The sequence below is a fragment of the Liquorilactobacillus ghanensis DSM 18630 genome (assembly GCF_001435235.1).
Lineage (GTDB): Bacteria > Bacillota > Bacilli > Lactobacillales > Lactobacillaceae > Liquorilactobacillus > Liquorilactobacillus ghanensis.
In genome coordinates this window covers 124,016-140,608 of the sequence record NZ_AZGB01000009.1, presented here as the reverse complement: position 1 = coordinate 140,608, position 16,593 = coordinate 124,016, and the positions used below count along the sequence as shown (strand labels likewise).

Genomic DNA, 16,593 nt, shown 5'->3' with positions numbered 1-16,593 from the left:
GAAGAGCTAATTAAAAAAAACTAAAAAATGGTAGTTAATTCCCACTTATACAAGTTAATAAAATCACAAATTAAAAAACATGATTTTGGATTTTTTTATCCAGTTTTTGTAACAAAATATCCTTTTAATACTTTTATTGTTGAAATAATAGTGATACTGGATTATCGTAAATTTAACACTTTGTATAAATTTTTTCTGCAACAATTTGCAGAAATCGCTTACTCTATTTAAAAAGATTGTGATAGGTAATACAATATAAATTGTAAAAACAAATGAGTTCTTAAAACAGATTTTGTTTCTACAAATGGTGTTTTTTACTTGAGGAGGCCTTCTCATGATTACACTTAAAGATGTTGCAAAATTAGCTAATGTAGATGTTAGTACTGTATCACGAGCGATTAATAATACTTCTTATGTACATCCGGATACTAAGTTAAGAATTCTCGAAGCGGTTTCACAGTTAAGTTATCATCCAAATTTAATTGAAAAAAATTTGCGAAAGGGCAAACGAAAAACGATTGGGTTAGTAGTACCAGATATGCAGTTAACAATTTACAATGACCTTGTTTGTATCATTGAAAAAAATGCTGTTAAACATGGATATCAAGTTATTTTATGTATTACTAATAATGATGTTTTAAATGAAAAAGCAGGATTACAACGTTTACGAGATAGTTTTGTTGATGGAATAATCATTGTTGGAACAGGAGCTAATAATCGACTTTTGAGAGATATTGCAGTTGGTGGCTTACCAGTAATTCAATTGATGAGAGCACAAGAAAAAACTCTTAGCAGTGTTGGAGCGGATTATAAACAGTCTGCAACAATTGCTACTGCTTGTTTAATTGAACAAGGCTGTAAAAAAATTGGCTTGTTGAATGGACCAGAAAATCTTTATCCTTACGAAAGACGTTTGGCTGGTTATCGGGAACAAATTAATCAAGCAGGATTGCAAGAGTATGTTTATAGCTTACCTACATTAAAATCTCAGTATTACCAATTTGGTTATGAATCAACTTTAAACTTACTTCAGCAAGCAACAAAACTTGATGGATTATTGGTTGCTACCGATACAATGGGAATGGGAGCAATTCGTCAACTAAAAAAGCAACATTATCAAATACCTGAAGAAATTAAAATTATCAGTTTAACTGGATATTCAATAGGCAGATATTTGGAAACGACGATTAGTTCGATTGAATTGCCCTTAAAACAAATTGGCATTAGTGTTTTGAATTTGTTATTTAAGAATATCACCAAGAAGCAAATAGAGACGGAACACCAAACGTATTCCGTGAAACTAATTTTGAGAGAAACTTGTTAAATTTAAGGAGAGCGAATCATTATGTTAAAAAATAAAAAGTTCAAAACCATTTTTCCAGCTATTGCGGTACCTTTTAACGAAGATTATACAATTAATGAGCCTGAATTCAGAAAGTACATCGATTGGATCGCTTCAATTGATGGAATTGATGGAATTGTATGTAATGGACATACCGGTGAAATCACAGCTTTAAGTCGTGAAGAAAGAAAACGAGTTGTTGAAATTGTTAATGAAGAAGCTGGTGATAAATTAACAATTGTCTCCGGAGTTAACAGTGAAAGTACAGAAGGCGCTATTGAAATGGCACGTGATGCCAAGGAAGCTGGGGCAGATGGAATTTTGTTGATGCCACCGCATATGTGGTTAAGATTTGGAATGAACCCTCGGGCACCGTTTGAATATATTAAAGATGTTGCTGATGGTGCTGACATTGATATTATTATTCATCTTTATCCAGCAACGACCAAAGCTTTTTATCCAATTGATACATTACTTAAAATGTGTACAGAAATTCCACACGTTAAGGGAGTAAAGATGGGAACACGGGTTGAACCTATTTATGAACATGACATTCGGGTACTGCGTGCTAAATCACCAGAAACAGTTTTATTGACTTGTCATGATGAAACACTATTAAGTTCAATGTTTCCAGGAATGGATGGAGCAATTATTGGATTTGCCGGCTGTATTCCAGAATTGATTACAGCTGCTTGGAAAGCTTATGAACATGGAAATATGAAAGATATCCACCATTACGATGATTTAATTTATCCAATGGCACAGGCGATTTACGGTGGTGGTCAGCCATCAGGAGAAGCTCATGCTCGTTTGAAGGAAGCTTTAGTTCAGCGCGGAGTCTTCTCAAATGCCTTGATGCGTAAACCAGTTTTACCATTGAATCAAGAAGAAAAAGATTGGGTTGCTAAGGGTATTCGTGATAGTCAGGTAGGTAAAGTGAATTTGCTGGTAAAATAGCAATTTAATAAGTTGACATCTGAAATGGACAGCATAAAAGTAATCAGGATCAAATTAATTTTATGCTGTTTTTTTTTAGGAAAAAAGGAGGCAGTCGGTTATGTCACTTTTAAGTTCTCAAGCAGTTTTAATAATTCTAGGTGTTGCGATTGTATATATCATTTTTACAGGTTATCTGAGCTTAAGATGGAGCGGTCATTCCAACAATGAATTTATGACAGGAAATAAGAATTTACCGACTTTTGTTGTAGCTGTATTACTGATGTCAGAATTTATTGGGGCAATGTCAACTATTGGTGCCGCACAAACAGCATTTACATCTGGTTTTGCAGCGGCTTGGTCAATTTTAGCTGCGGTGGTAGGTTTCGTTTTATATGGATTTTTGTTTGCGGATAAACTTTACAAAACAGGTGGTTTTACAATTTCGCATGCAATTGAACAGAAGTATGGCAAGTCAACTAAAATAATTGTTTCGATTATTATGATTTACGCATTGTTATTGGTAAATGTTAATAATTACATTAGTGGAGCAAGTATTTTATCAGAAATTTTACGATTAAAGTTGCCATTAGCGATGATTATTATTGGAATTATCAGTACATTTTACTTTTGTATAGGTGGAATGAAAAGCGTAGCTTATATTACAGTTATTCATACCTTTTTAAAATATATCGGGATCATTGTTATTTTTATTGCAGCTTTGATGATGACTAAAGGAATTGCGCCAATTAAAGCAGCTTTACCAGCATATTATTTTTCAGCAACAGGTCATGTAGGATTTGCTACGATTATTGGCTGGATAATTACAATTACAGGTGCGATATTTTCGACCCAGTTCATTGTACAAGCAATTTCATCTTCCCGAAATAGTCATGAAGCGCGAAAGGCTTCTTTTATTGCTGCTTTATTAGCGTTGCCTCTTGGATTAATGGTTGCTTTAATAGGAATATGTGCGCGTTACCTATTTCCCAAAATCAATAATTTGTATGCGCTTACAATATTTTTACGGCATATTAATGTTTGGTTATCTGCTTTGGTAGCAACAGGACTATTAGCTTCAGTTTTCATTGGGGTCAGTGCAGTTGCATTAGGGATTGTTTCTCTAATTGTAGATGATTTTTATGTGCCGCATTGGAAACCAGCACCGGAAAAGCAACTCAAAGTTACGCGGATTATTTCTTTAATTGTTGGTTTCATTCCGTTAATTTTTGCATTTGCCACTCCGCAAATTCTTGCACTATCGTTTTTCACGAAAGCGTTGCGAGTTTCAATTACAATTGTAGCAGTTGTTGCTTTTTATCTGCCCGCTTTTAGTGACACTAAAGGAGCAAATATTGCATTAGTTGGAACGACGTTTATTTCAACTGCTTGGTTCTTATTAGGAGATCCATTTGGTATTAGCGATATTTATGTAGCATTATTATCACCATTGATTTTGATGTTTCTCTGGAAAATTTTTGAAATTTTGACTAAGAATATGGATATAATGCACGTTAACAAGAAAAACAATTAAGAGGAAAATATAATGAAACAATTGAATAACGAACAATTAAAGGTTTTAAAATATCATCAGAAAAATATTGGTGTTTTAGAAATCAAATCCGATTTAAAAATTGAAAACCGTGAAGATTTAAGTTTGGCCTATACACCTGGTGTAGCAATTTTATCGGAATTAATTAAAGAGTTTCCTGAAACCAAAAAAGATTATACAATGAGCGGAAAATTGATTGCAGTAATAACAGATGGAACAGCAGTTTTAGGTTTAGGAAACATTGGTCCAATTTCTGGGTTGCCGGTCGTTGAAGGAAAGGCGTTAATTTATAAAGATTTAGCTGGAATTAATGCCTTACCACTGGCGATTAAACAAACGGATATTTTTGAAACTGTTACAACCATTAAGAATATCAGTGATAGTTTTGCTGGAATTCATCTAGAGGATATAGCAGCTCCTCGCTGTTTTGAGATTGAAGAAAGACTACGTCACGAGTTAGATATTCCAGTCTATCATGATGACCAAGAGGGAACAGCGATTGTTGTGTTAGCTGGCCTAATTAATGCTGCTAAAGTCTGTGATAAAGATTTGAAAAAAATGCGTATATTGATTAACGGAATGGGGGCTGCCGGAGTAGCAATTGCTAAGTTACTACATGCGGTGGGATTTGAAAATTTAACGCTACTTGATCGACAAGGAGTAATTACTTCACAAACAGTTACAGCAAACAAATGGCAGCGTGATGCAGCAAGTGGAACAGAAAAAAATGTATCTGGAAAATTGTTAATTGAAGCAATAAAAAATCAAGATGTTTTTATTGGCGTTTCAGTTGGAGGAGTATTAAGTCCTGCAATGATAAGAACAATGAAATCTGATCCAATTATTTTTGCCTTGGCTAACCCTATTCCAGAGATTTTGCCTAAAATTGCGGCTGAAGCTGGTGCAGCTGTTATTGCAACTGGTTCTAGTGAATACTCCAATCAAATTAACAATATATTAGTTTTCCCAGGGATGTTTAAAGGATTGCTTGAACAAGGAATTAAAAAAATAACTTTTGAGCTTGAAGATAGAATTGCCCAAGCAATTGCTGGACTAGTAAAAGAACCTTCTAGAAATGAAATAGTTCCGAATGCACTTGATCCAGCAGTAGTTAAAGTAGTTTCGGAAGCGTTTATGAAAGAAGTTTTGATCAACAATTAAAAAAATTGGCCCTAAAAGTAGATTTAACGTCTAGCTTTTAGGGCCAATTTTATATGAAATATGTCTATCAATTAAGCATGATTAATAATTTGATAAAGTTGACTGGTCAGAGTATTTTGCACCATGGCTTGTGAATTCCAATGATTAGTTAACAACACTACCGCAGTTTGACCATTTGAATCCATGGCAACACTGCTTTCAAAACCGAATCCAATGCCGTGCATCCGATTGAATTGTGTCATTGGATACATTCCAGCTACATATGGATCTTTCAAGCTTTGCTGATATAGTTCAGTTTTGCTTTGTTTTGAAAGCAGAGCTCCGTCACGCAAGGCAGCGAGGGATTGATAAAGATCCCAAGCACTCATATAGATATTACTGGTGCCTAATTCTCGCGTGATTTCGTATTGCTTAATTTTTTGCGGTTGCCATTGATTCTTGTCAAAGTTATAACCAATTGGTTGCTGGCTGTTATTAAGGTACATAAATCCAGTGTCGGTTAAGTTTAATTTATCAATTATATTTTGTTTGATTAATTTTGCATAACTTGTTCCGGTCAACATACTGGCAACACCAGCCAAAAGTGTAAAATTAACCTCTTGATAACTAAATTTTCCAACTTGCTGACTATTAAATTTAAGATGAGTTAAATTATATTTAAGGACACCTTGATCAGAAGTTGAATAATTCATTGATCTGGTTAATTGGTAACCAGAACACATATTTAACATATCACGGATCGTAACAACCTGAGCACCGGGAATTTTAGGATAGAATTTTCCAATTTTATCATTAAAGTTCAGCCGGTGTTTTTGAACTAATTGCATAATTAGGTAGGAAGTTAATCCCTTTTGAATTGAATTAATTGGGTAAACAGAATTGATCTGATTAAGTTTACCGGTAGCGTCATTTGCTCTGCCAAAGGCTTTCAAGTAAATAATTTTTCCATTCTTAACTAAAAGGCAGGTACCGCTGAATTTATTTTTGTCGAGCTGGTGTTGAATATTTTCTTTTTCCGTAGTCGGTAAAAAATCAACACTTTCAGCTGGATTATGATTAACAAATTTAACTCCATCGAGAGTATAAACTGATTGCTGAACTTTTTTTGAAGCAACGGGTCTTTCTTGACCATGCTTAATAGCTGCTCGAAACTTCAAAAAGCTGCCGACCAAAATAAATCCAATCAATAACAGTGAGATAAGCGTTAGCAATATGGCATAAATTTTTTTCATTCAGTTACTCCCTTGTACCGAAAATTTATTATTCACGGGAGAAAGCTTTGAGATTTTGTTGTGTCGGCTCCAGCTGTTGCCAATTTTGCTGCAAGAATTTCTTTTGCAGATGGTAAACGGGTTTTTCGTTCTTCTGAGCAACAAAAGCAGCAACTCGTTTGTCAAATTTTACCCAGCCGGCCCAACCGATATGAATCGTATCTTCCATAAAGTATGGTGTGCTTCCTTGATGCGAGTAATCGGCGATATTGTTAAAACCTTGTTGGTGCAATTGATATTTAATTTTACGGACAGTTTGGTAGTACATCTGCATATTCAAACCAGTATAATCAGCCCATTTGCTATTAACCGGCTGAATCATGAATAATACTTGCGTATGTTGTTTTGCCAGTTGCTGCAAAACTAATTCAAAATCAGAATATTCAGGCGATTTGAGATAACTGAAATTCTTTTCGGCTCCCTTTAACAAAGTCTTATTAGGTTTTACTCGAGTAGAATAAAAATTGTTTAGGATACCAAAATTGTTGTTAGTAGTTTGCCGTTGCGCATCACCACGCGCTAAAGTTTGCAATTTTTGATAATTGTAGTGCTTAGGCAATTGATTGATTTTTGGTACAATACGTTTTTCGTAGTTTTCATTTGGGCGGAAGCGTGAAAATAATTGATCCTCATGAATCAAAAACTTACGTTGAAATGAAATCCATTGATAATTAGCACTGGTTAATTTATGACCAGCTGCAATTTGCGCCGCCATTTGTCCCACACGATCGTTAGGCCCCAATAAGCGAACTAAGCGCCGAGCAAAGTAGCGATCATATGCTGAGTGCGGATCTGCATGCTGCAGCCAGGTGAAATCAGCTAGATCACCGTTATAGTACTTGAAAGCAGGTGGTGTAATTCCTCGTTTAACAAACCATTGCGGTGAAACGATAAAGACCACTTTTCGATTTTTTAATTGCGGCAATATAGTTTCCATTGCCAACACTTGCGGCAATGATTGTGCTCCTTTTTTGCCTAAGAGGAATGGCCGATAATTATGATATTTGGCAGCCATCACAGAAGGGTGAAAACGATCCATTCGTTCTAACTCGCTTGAACCGAAGAAAGGAACATAATTTGTTTTTTTGGTTTCTAATGCTTGTTTTTTTAGAAACTGATTTTTAAAAGTGGCAGTATCTAAAGAAACCGCGGCCTCTTTCAGAGTTTTAGAAGAAACTTTGAAATTTAGCGGCAACATGAATAAACCAATCAGCAACAGGACAGCAATTATGATTGGGCCAAAAATCGGCCACAGTCGGTAATTTTTTTTCACTTTTACAACTTCCTTATTTGATCACAGATTTTGTCCAGAGTATTCCACTGTGAACGATCAAATTCGGATACTGGGACATTAATGTCAAGTTCGTCTTGAATTTGTACTAATAATTCAACAGTTCCCATTGAATCTAAAAATCCATTTTGAAAAAGATCTTGTCCATCCCAACTTCTAACAGTTTCTTCGTCAGTTGAAGTTACATCAGCTAAAATTTCAATTACCTTATTTTTAATATCATCCATTAAAATTCACTACTTTCTTTTTTTTTAGAATTTTCCACCAAACCAGAATCGATTTAAGAAACCGGAAAAGAGCAGAAAACTTAACATTACAAAATTGAAGGTGATTACGATCGCAATAAATTCAGTAAATTTGTTATGCGGTAACCATTTCAAATGTTTTTTCTTCAAACGCAGCCACCAATCGTTGATGATCAGCCCCAAGCCATGCATCAAACCATAGAGGATGTAATACCAAGTTAAACCATGCCAGCAGCCCATAACGAACATATTTAAAAGATAGGCTAGTGATGACAGAGTATTTCGATTTTTAATCCATTTATGGCGAGTAGCGGTAAAAACAAAACGCATGAAGATATAGTCACGAAACCAAAACGATAAAGTCATATGCCACCGATTCCAAAATTCTTTAATATTTTTTGAAATAAAGGGCTTGTTAAAGTTCATCGGCGTTTTAACACCCATTAAATAACTAATAGCTACTGCAAATAATGAGTATCCGGCAAAATCAAAGAAAAGATATAATCCGTAAACATACATTACACCGACTAAATACCAAGTGAAATGCGGGCTATAAAACATAGCCTTTGCTTCCAACTGAGGCAATAAACGTGAACCTAAGAAATACGAAAAGACAAATTTGTATAAAAAGCCTAAAAACAAATAATTAATAGCCTTCGCTACCATCCCTAAGTATTCTTGCCGGTCGGGAACTTTTTGGTAATCTTTTTCAAAACGACGAAAACGGTCAATTGGTCCGGAGGTAATCGCTGGCATAAAAGCCATAAAACGAATGAAGTGTCCGGTATTAAATTCATGAATTGCACCGTCACGAATTTCAATCAGCGTACCAACTGCTCGGAAGGTCAAGTAACTAACCCCCAAGAAACCGATAATTGAATTTTGCCCAGAAACTGCGGGCGTTACCTTAACAATAATAATCGGAAGCAGCAGTAAGAAAGTCCATAAATAGAAGATTTGACTGCTATTAGCACGCTGCCGGTATTTAAAGTAAATTAATACCAGGATTGTTTGCCAAGCTAGGAAAGCGATTAAAGCAATCAGCTGTGGCCAATTGCGAGCATCAAACATCAAATAAATGAAAACAATGTTGACTAAAACTTCGTATTTAACTAAACGTTTGCCAAAATAAAGACTGATGACTAAAGGTGTGATGGCCAACAATAAATAGATAAAATAAATTGGTGTCCCATAAGCTTTTAAATTGGGCAGACTGTTAACGATATCAATCAAGAATTTGCCTCCTTGATTAACTGCTTAACGTCGATTTTGCCATTAGGTGATAACGGCAATTGCTTGCTGAAAATAAATTCAGTTGGCATCATATAAGGCATGATCACACCTTGCAACTCTTGTCTAATAGCCTGAATCAACTCAGTTTTGGATTCAAAATCATTTGGATTAGCGATGATATAAGCAACCAAATGTTTTGGCCGTTGATTGCGGTCGTATTTGGGAACGGCAACAGCTTGTTTGATATAAGAACTTTTTTCTAATGAAGCGCGGACTTCATCTAACTCAATGCGAAAACCATGGAGTTTGATTTGAAAATCACAACGACCGTGATAATATAACAAACCGTCATCACCATAATGTCCTAGATCGCCAGTGTGATACGCTGGTTGTCCATCGAGTTCAAAAAAGGCAGCTTTAGTTTTTTCTGGATTATTTAGATAACCGCTGGAAACGCAAGGCCCACTGATAATAATCTCACCGATTTCACCTTGTTTAACCGTTGATCCTTCATTTTGAATTGATAAAGTAACTTGCGGCTCAGCTTTGCCCAACGGAATCCGTTTTAATTCTGGCAGCTGCGTTTTGTCAACTTCCCAAGCACTAACGGCAACTGTTGCTTCAGTTGGACCATAAGTATTGAAAATGCGAGCATCAGGAAAACGTTTAGCCAGTTTTTTAGCTAATTTAACGGTTAATTCCTCGCCACACAGCAAGAAAAGTTGAAGATTTGGTTTCTTTTCAGCTTTAAAATCAGGTGAAAGACAAAACATTTCAGCTAATGAAGGTGTTCCCACAAAGACTTGGAAATCAAGTTGCGGTAAGATTCGGAATAACGTACCAAAGTCGTTTACGGCTTCACGCGGCAAAGCTTTGATAGTACCACCGCTTAAAACAGAACTTAGCCAATACATATTGGAAACATCAAATGAATATGGAACTTGACCCAAGAAAGCCGCGTGCTGCGGTACCCCAAATTCCGGGCTAAGTAACCAAGAAATGAATAGATTAATGTTTTGATGGCTGATTGGAACGCCTTTAGGTGAACCAGTTGTTCCAGAAGTGAATAAAATATAAAAAGGCGTTGTTTCTGGAATTGTTAATGGTTTGTAAGCATAGTGCTGTTGAAAAATTTCGTGCAGCTGTTTGAGTTTAATAATTTTTCGATCGGCAAAGATGTCAGCATCAAACGGAAAATCATCAATTAAGACAATGATTTTAGGATCAGCAGTTGCCAAAATCGATTTGATCCGCGGCAAACTCGAAGATGAGTCGACCGGGATATATGGATGCCCTGCAAAAGCACACCCTAGAAAAGTTGCAATCATCTCAAATTGATGATCACCAAAAACCAGAATTGGACAATGATCTAGTTGATCTTTTTCCAAAAATCCGGCTAACGACTGAACATCGGTTTGAAGCTCATGATACGTATGTTGCTTGCCGAGTTCATCGTAAGCAGTATTTTGCCCACTTTGAGCAATTGCTGCTGTCAGCTTGGATATTAAATTTTCGGTCATCGAAAATCCCCCTCTAAATAAAGAAGCTAGAATTCATTATAAATAAATGGTTCCTGTCCAGCTCCATAGTAGCCGTACAAATATACTAAAATTAGTAAGACGGCAAAATAAAACAGTGTTTTACCGATAAAAGCAAATATTGGATGGTACCTAGCCAGTTCTTTCAATACTAAATTCCCCTTTTTTTAAAAATTGCTATTTAAGCATTTTTCATTATAAAGGGGTTGTAATAATTTTGAAACATAAATTAGTTAATCTTAGGCAAACGTTAAAGAATTTAAGCAGGACGCGGATTTGTTTAATGGAAAATTAATATTTAAATGGTATTTAGATAATTAAATTGCATTATGTAAAAAAACTTTTTTAATGTTTCAAAGATCTAATACTAAAAAGCTGATGAAACATTTTCTTTTTAAACAGTTTTATTAAACAGAGATTAAAAAAATAGTCTTTTTTAATCTCTGTTTAATTTTTCTGGAAAAAAGTTTTATTCATTTTCTATTCATTCTTTTTATAAATTTCTTTTTTTTGCAATAAAATGAATAAAATAGTTTGAATATACATATGAATAAATACTATTCATGGAAGAATAAAAACAGCGTCATAATAGGGTTTGACAGCGATTTCATACAAAAGTAATATGATGATGTAATAAAAAATATACAGGAGGATGATTTGTGATGGCAGGTCCAATAAATGTTAAATCGGAGATTGGAAAATTGAAAGCGGTTATTTTGAAACGTCCAGGCAAAGAAGTTGAGAATATTACTCCAGATACAATGCCGCGTCTGTTATTTGATGATATTCCTTATTTACCGATTGCTCAAAAGGAACATGATAATTTTGCAACAGTTTTGAAACAAAATGGGACAGAGGTCCTTTATCTTGATGATTTGGCTGCAGAATCCTTAAATGATGCAGCAGTTCGGCAAGAATTTTTACAAAGAATAATTGCCGAATCAGGTTTTAAGAAGGGCAAAACAGCAGAAGTCTTACAAAATTATCTCAACAGTTTTGATTCCTTAACCATGGTGCAACGCATTATGGAAGGTGTCAGAAAAGAAGATATTCAATTAAAGTCTATTGGCTTAAAAGAAGCTTCAGAAGATGGTGATTATCCATTTTTAATGGATCCAATGCCAAATTTATATTTTACACGTGATCCAGCTGCTGCAATTGGTGAAGGAGTAAGCATTAACCGAATGACCTTTGCAGCTCGCCGGAGAGAATCGTTATTTATGGAATATATTATTGCTCATCACGAACGCTTTGCAAATCAAGGAGTGCATGTTTGGCGTAATCGCAATCATGATACTCGGATTGAAGGCGGGGATGAGTTGGTCTTAAATAACCACGTTTTAGCGATTGGTGTTTCGCAAAGAACTTCCGCTGAAGCAATTCAAGATATAGCAGGAAACTTATTTAAAAATGCTTCGGGTTATGACACAGTTGTTGCCATTAAAATTCCCCATAACCATGCAATGATGCACTTAGATACTGTTTTTACAATGATCAACTATGACCAATTCACGGTTCATCCGGCGATCTTAACTAAAGATGGGCAAGTAGATAGTTGGATTTTACATCCTGCTAAAGATGGAATTTCGATTGAACATCATCGAGATTTAAAACAAGTTTTAAAAACAGTACTTGATTTGGATGATCTGGATTTGATACCAACAGGAAATGGAGATCCAATTGTAGCACCACGTGAGCAATGGAATGATGGTTCGAATACTTTGGCAATTGCTCCTGGTGAAGTAGTGACCTATAACCGAAACTATGTATCAAATGAAATCTTGCGGAAACATGGATTAAAGGTTCACGAAATTCTATCAAGTGAACTTTCACGGGGACGTGGGGGTCCAAGATGTATGTCTATGCCAATAGTTCGAGAAGACTTAAAAAAATAATTATATAAAAGGGGAAAATAAAATGTTTAATGTACGCAATAAGAGTTACCTGACACTGATGGATTATACGCCACGACAAATGGAATATTTGCTTGATCTATCCGAGAATTTAAAAAAAGCAAAATATACCGGGACAGAGCAGCCTAAATTGAAGGGTAAAAATATCGCTTTAATTTTTGAAAAAAGTTCAACTAGAACTCGTTGTTCATTTGAAGTAGCGGCTCATGACCAAGGGGCACATGTTACTTATTTGGGACCTTCTGGCAGCCATATTGGACATAAGGAATCTGTCAAAGACACTGCTAGGGTTCTCGGCGGAATGTTCGATGGAATTGAATATCGTGGCTTTTCTCAACGGACGGTTGAAACTTTAGCAAAATATTCTGGTGTTCCAGTATGGAATGGTTTGACAGATGAAGATCATCCAACTCAAGTTTTAGCAGATTTTTTAACAGCTAAAGAAGTACTGAAAAAAGAATACAAGGATATTAAATTTGCATTTGTAGGTGATGGTCAAGATAACGTTTCTAATGCACTGATGATTGGAGCAGCCAAAATGGGTATGACGTACCATGTAATCTGCCCTAAGGAACTAAATCCATCAAAAGAGTTATTGCAAAAAGTAGAAAAAGTGGCAGCCGAAACTGGTGCTAAAATCGAAGTCTTTAATGATATATCGGCTGGAGTTGCCAATATGGATGTTATTTATAGCGATGTTTGGGTTTCAATGGGGGAACCGGATAGTGTTTGGAAGGAAAGAATTAAGTTATTAAAACCATATCAAGTAAATAAAAAAGTAATGCAGCTGACAAACAATCCTAATGCTGTTTTTGAACATTGCTTACCGGCTTTCCATAATACCGATACCGAAGTAGGTAAAGAAATTTTTGATAAATACGGAATTTCTGAAATGGAAGTTACTGATGAAGTTTTTGAAAGCAGTCAATCGGTAGTATTTCGAGAAGCGGAAAATCGGATGCATACTATTAAGGCAATCATGGTAGCAACTTTGGGTGAATAAACGAGGTACCTAAGAATTAACCATAAGAGGATGGAAAATTTATGAAAAAAATAGTTGTTGCATTAGGTGGAAATGCAATTTTGTCAAAAGATGCGAGTGCGAGTTCGCAACAAGCTGCAATCTTTAAAACAGCTAAAGTGTTGGTAGAGTTTATTAAGCGTGGCTATAAATTAGTGATTACGCATGGTAATGGACCACAAGTTGGAAATTTATTATTGCAGCAAGTAGCAGGAAGTACGGTTAAGAATCCTGCTATGCCATTAGATACGATTGGTGCTATGACCGAAGGCAGTATTGGGTATTGGATGCAGCAAGCTTTAGGTGAAATATTACAATCAGAAGGAATAAGAAAAACAGTTGCAACTATAATCACACAAACGAAAGTTGCGGCCGATGATCCTGCTTTTAAAAATCCAACCAAACCAATTGGTCCATTTTACAGTCAAGAGGAAGCAAAAAAAGAAAAAACTGAAAATCCTAATTATATATTTACTGAAGATGCCGGTAGGGGTTATCGACGAGTTGTGCCATCACCAATTCCTCAAGAAGTAATTGAGTATCCATTAGTAGCAATGATGTTGAAAAATGATATGATTCCGATTGCTGCTGGAGGTGGTGGAATACCGGTATCTCAAAATAAGGATAATCAAATTGTTGGTCAAGAAGCTGTGATTGACAAAGATTATGGGGCAGCCAAATTAGCTGAAAGTATTAACGCTGATGAATTAATCATATTAACAGCTGTCGATCATGTGTTTGTTAATTTTAATCAGCCAAACCAAAAAAAATTAACAAATACAACTGTGGCTGAGTTAAAACAATACATTGCAGAAAAACAATTTGCGGTAGGTAGCATGTTACCAAAGATTAATGCAGCTATCGAGTTTGTTGAGGCCACGCATGGGAAAGCCATAATTACTTCTTTGAGTAGAGTGACAGATCTTTTAGAAAAAGGAGTAGGGACAATAGTTACAGCCTAAAACTAGTTTGAAAAAATAAACGATGTTTTCTTCTAGGCTGATTGAGCGTATGGAAATCAGGTTAGTGTAAGCAATCCGCTTAGAAATAACTTGGTTTCCTTTTTTAGAATCTTTGAAATTGGGAGATGAATTTATGAAGGACGATAAATTAAGCTTAACTGAACTAGTCGGGCTTGTTATTGGATCAATTATTGGCGGTGGAATTTTTAATTTAATGCGGGATATGGCGACACCCGCTTCAGCAGGTTCTATCATTGTCGGGTGGGTAATTACAGCTGTTGGGATGATAATGTTAGCACTTTGTTTTCAAAACTTAAATATGAAACGACCAGATTTGGATGCTGGTATTTATAGTTATGCTGAGGCAGGTTTTGGAAAATACATGGGATTTAATTCAGCTTGGGGCTACTGGATCTCAGCTTGGCTTGGAAATGTTGGATATGCAACTTTATTAATGAGTGCAGTTGGGTATTTTATGCCTGTTTTTAAAGATGGTCAAAACATTTATTCAATTATTGTAGCATCTTTAATATTATGGGGTTGTCATTTCTTAATATTACAAGGGACAAAATCGGCTTCTTTTATAAATACTGTTTTGACGATTGCTAAACTGATTCCGATTGGTATTTTTTTAGTTGTTATGTTTATTTCTTTCAAAATTGGTATTTTTACAACTGATTTTTGGGGCACGGTTTCAAATCATTTTGAATTAAAACCGGTTTTATCACAAGTTAAAGGGACAATGCTGGTGACAGTTTGGGTCTTTATAGGTATTGAAGGAGCAGTTCTTTTTTCTGGTAAAGCCAAAAAAAGATCTGATGTTGGTAAAGCAACAATCCTTGGAATTATTACAGTTATTTTAATTTACATGCTAGTTACACTCTTGTCATTAGGTGTAATGACTCGACCGGAATTAGCTAATTTAAGACAGCCAGCAATGGCGTATTTACTGCAATCAATAGTTGGAAAATGGGGAGCAGTGCTGGTTAATCTAGGGCTAATAATTTCAGTTGCTGGTGCGTGGTTGTCTTGGACAATGTTTGCTGGACAATTGCCGTACGAAGCGGCAAAGAATGGAACATTTCCGAAGTTCTTTGCTAAAGAAAATCAACACCATGCACCGGTTAATTCACTGTTATTAACAAACATATTGATTCAAATATTCTTTTTTACGTATTTAATATCCAGTAGTGCATATAACTTTTTTTACTCACTAGCAAGTTCGGCTATTCTGATACCATATGCTTTTTCTGGTTTTTATCAGTTAAAGTATTCATTGAAAGAAGATAAAGCAACAGCAGGTAGAAAAATTAATATCATTATTGGAATTGTGGCAAGTATCTATGCATGCTGGCTTGTATATGCTGCTGGAATGAAGTATTTGTTGTTAACTACCCTTTTATTTGCTCCAGGAATTGCATTCTTCTATGTTATGCAAAAAAATGATAATCATCAAACTCAAGTTTTTACACATAAAGAGCTGATCATTGCTGGTTTGATCATTGTTTGTGCTATTTGGTCTCTTTACTTGATATTCCTTGGGAAAATCACTTTTTAATTTAACAGCAAGTAAAATTGATTATCAATTTAAGTTAAGGAGTGATTATTTTTGAACAGAGAAAAAAGAAGAAAATTAATTGAGTTATTAATTGTTCAGCATGAAGTTTCTACTCAAGATGAATTATTGAATTTACTTAAAGAAAATGGTGTTGAATCGACACAGGCTACCATCTCTCGCGATATTCGCGAGTTGAATATTGTTAAAAGAAGTGATGATCAGGGGAAAATATACTATACACAAGAAAGGATGGACCGAAGAAAAGAAATTGAAAAACTATATCAATCAATTGAAATATCAGTTTATAGTATTCAACAAATTCAATTTATGAATATAATTCGAACCAGTCCCAATTACGCTAATGTGTTAACTGCTATTTTAGATGGTTTAGAACTAACAGAAATAGTTGGCAGTATTGCTGGATACGACACAATAATTATTATTAGTTCAAATATTAATGATGCAACAACTATTAATAATTTGTTTAAAATGCACATAGATCCAAATTTACAATAAACTTATTAATGATGCACAAGGACTTTGTTTGGATAAAGAGAAAATAAAGCTGTG

Annotated in this window: 15 protein-coding genes; 9 read left to right on the top strand and 6 right to left on the bottom strand. The window is 35.1% G+C overall.

Translation table 11 applies throughout. The features are described 5' to 3' along the window. Positions 1 to 334 precede the first annotated feature (334 nt). The 4 genes from FC89_RS03565 (at position 335) to FC89_RS03550 (ending at position 4,991) form a co-directional block, all read left to right on the top strand. Positions 335 to 1,324 (top strand): LacI family DNA-binding transcriptional regulator, encoded by a 990-nt coding sequence (locus FC89_RS03565; RefSeq protein WP_057871176.1) that lies wholly within the window; start codon positions 335 to 337, stop codon positions 1,322 to 1,324. Positions 1,325 to 1,345: 21 nt separating this feature from the next. Continuing rightward, positions 1,346 to 2,299 (top strand): dihydrodipicolinate synthase family protein, encoded by a 954-nt coding sequence (locus FC89_RS03560; protein WP_057871175.1) that lies wholly within the window; start codon positions 1,346 to 1,348, stop codon positions 2,297 to 2,299. Between the two features lie 100 nt (positions 2,300 to 2,399). Then, positions 2,400 to 3,812: a sodium:solute symporter family protein gene (locus FC89_RS03555; protein ID WP_057871174.1), complete on the top strand. Its 1,413-nt coding sequence runs from the start codon at positions 2,400 to 2,402 to the stop codon at positions 3,810 to 3,812. A gap of 12 nt (positions 3,813 to 3,824) precedes the next feature. After that, complete coding sequence (locus FC89_RS03550) at positions 3,825 to 4,991, top strand: NAD(P)-dependent malic enzyme (RefSeq protein WP_057871173.1); 1,167 nt, start codon at positions 3,825 to 3,827, stop codon at positions 4,989 to 4,991. A 71-nt stretch (positions 4,992 to 5,062) separates the two neighbouring features. Here the strand turns inward: FC89_RS03550 and FC89_RS03545 are convergent, their stop codons facing one another. From FC89_RS03545 to FC89_RS03520, 6 genes are read right to left on the bottom strand one after another with little or no spacing between them, the layout of a single operon-like run. Next, the gene (locus tag FC89_RS03545) at positions 5,063 to 6,223 is read right to left on the bottom strand and encodes a serine hydrolase domain-containing protein (RefSeq protein WP_057871172.1); all 1,161 of its coding nucleotides are present in this window, start codon (positions 6,221 to 6,223) and stop codon (positions 5,063 to 5,065) included. Positions 6,224 to 6,251: 28 nt separating this feature from the next. Beyond that, positions 6,252 to 7,535, bottom strand: coding sequence for a D-alanyl-lipoteichoic acid biosynthesis protein DltD (gene dltD / locus FC89_RS03540; RefSeq protein ID WP_057871171.1), 1,284 nt, complete (start codon positions 7,533 to 7,535; stop codon positions 6,252 to 6,254). Between the two features lie 2 nt (positions 7,536 to 7,537). Continuing rightward, on the bottom strand, positions 7,538 to 7,780 hold the full coding sequence (gene dltC, locus FC89_RS03535; RefSeq protein ID WP_057871170.1) for a D-alanine--poly(phosphoribitol) ligase subunit DltC: 243 nt from the start codon (positions 7,778 to 7,780) through the stop codon (positions 7,538 to 7,540). 24 nt (positions 7,781 to 7,804) lie between these two features. After that, entirely contained in the window at positions 7,805 to 9,031 is a 1,227-nt protein-coding gene (dltB, locus tag FC89_RS03530; protein WP_057871169.1) for a D-alanyl-lipoteichoic acid biosynthesis protein DltB, read from the bottom strand. Further along, on the bottom strand, positions 9,028 to 10,551 hold the full coding sequence (dltA, locus tag FC89_RS03525) for a D-alanine--poly(phosphoribitol) ligase subunit DltA (protein ID WP_057871168.1): 1,524 nt from the start codon (positions 10,549 to 10,551) through the stop codon (positions 9,028 to 9,030). The genes dltB and dltA overlap by 4 nt, the downstream gene beginning before the upstream one ends. A gap of 26 nt (positions 10,552 to 10,577) precedes the next feature. After that, positions 10,578 to 10,709, bottom strand: a complete 132-nt coding sequence (locus tag FC89_RS03520) for a teichoic acid D-Ala incorporation-associated protein DltX (protein WP_415589650.1) — start codon at positions 10,707 to 10,709, stop codon at positions 10,578 to 10,580. Between the two features lie 522 nt (positions 10,710 to 11,231). Here FC89_RS03520 and arcA point away from each other — a divergent pair. The 5 genes from arcA (at position 11,232) to FC89_RS03495 (ending at position 16,539) form a co-directional block, all read left to right on the top strand. Next, positions 11,232 to 12,464: an arginine deiminase gene (gene arcA, locus FC89_RS03515; protein WP_057871166.1), complete on the top strand. Its 1,233-nt coding sequence runs from the start codon at positions 11,232 to 11,234 to the stop codon at positions 12,462 to 12,464. 22 nt (positions 12,465 to 12,486) lie between these two features. Next, a complete protein-coding gene (gene argF / locus FC89_RS03510; RefSeq protein WP_057871165.1) occupies positions 12,487 to 13,485 on the top strand; it encodes an ornithine carbamoyltransferase in 999 nt (332 codons plus the stop codon). 41 nt (positions 13,486 to 13,526) lie between these two features. After that, positions 13,527 to 14,465 (top strand): carbamate kinase, encoded by a 939-nt coding sequence (arcC, locus tag FC89_RS03505; RefSeq protein ID WP_057871164.1) that lies wholly within the window; start codon positions 13,527 to 13,529, stop codon positions 14,463 to 14,465. Between the two features lie 133 nt (positions 14,466 to 14,598). After that, complete coding sequence (gene arcD, locus FC89_RS03500) at positions 14,599 to 16,023, top strand: arginine-ornithine antiporter (RefSeq protein ID WP_057871163.1); 1,425 nt, start codon at positions 14,599 to 14,601, stop codon at positions 16,021 to 16,023. Between the two features lie 51 nt (positions 16,024 to 16,074). Next, entirely contained in the window at positions 16,075 to 16,539 is a 465-nt protein-coding gene (locus tag FC89_RS03495; protein WP_057871162.1) for an arginine repressor, read from the top strand. The last annotated feature ends 54 nt before the right edge of the window (positions 16,540 to 16,593 follow it).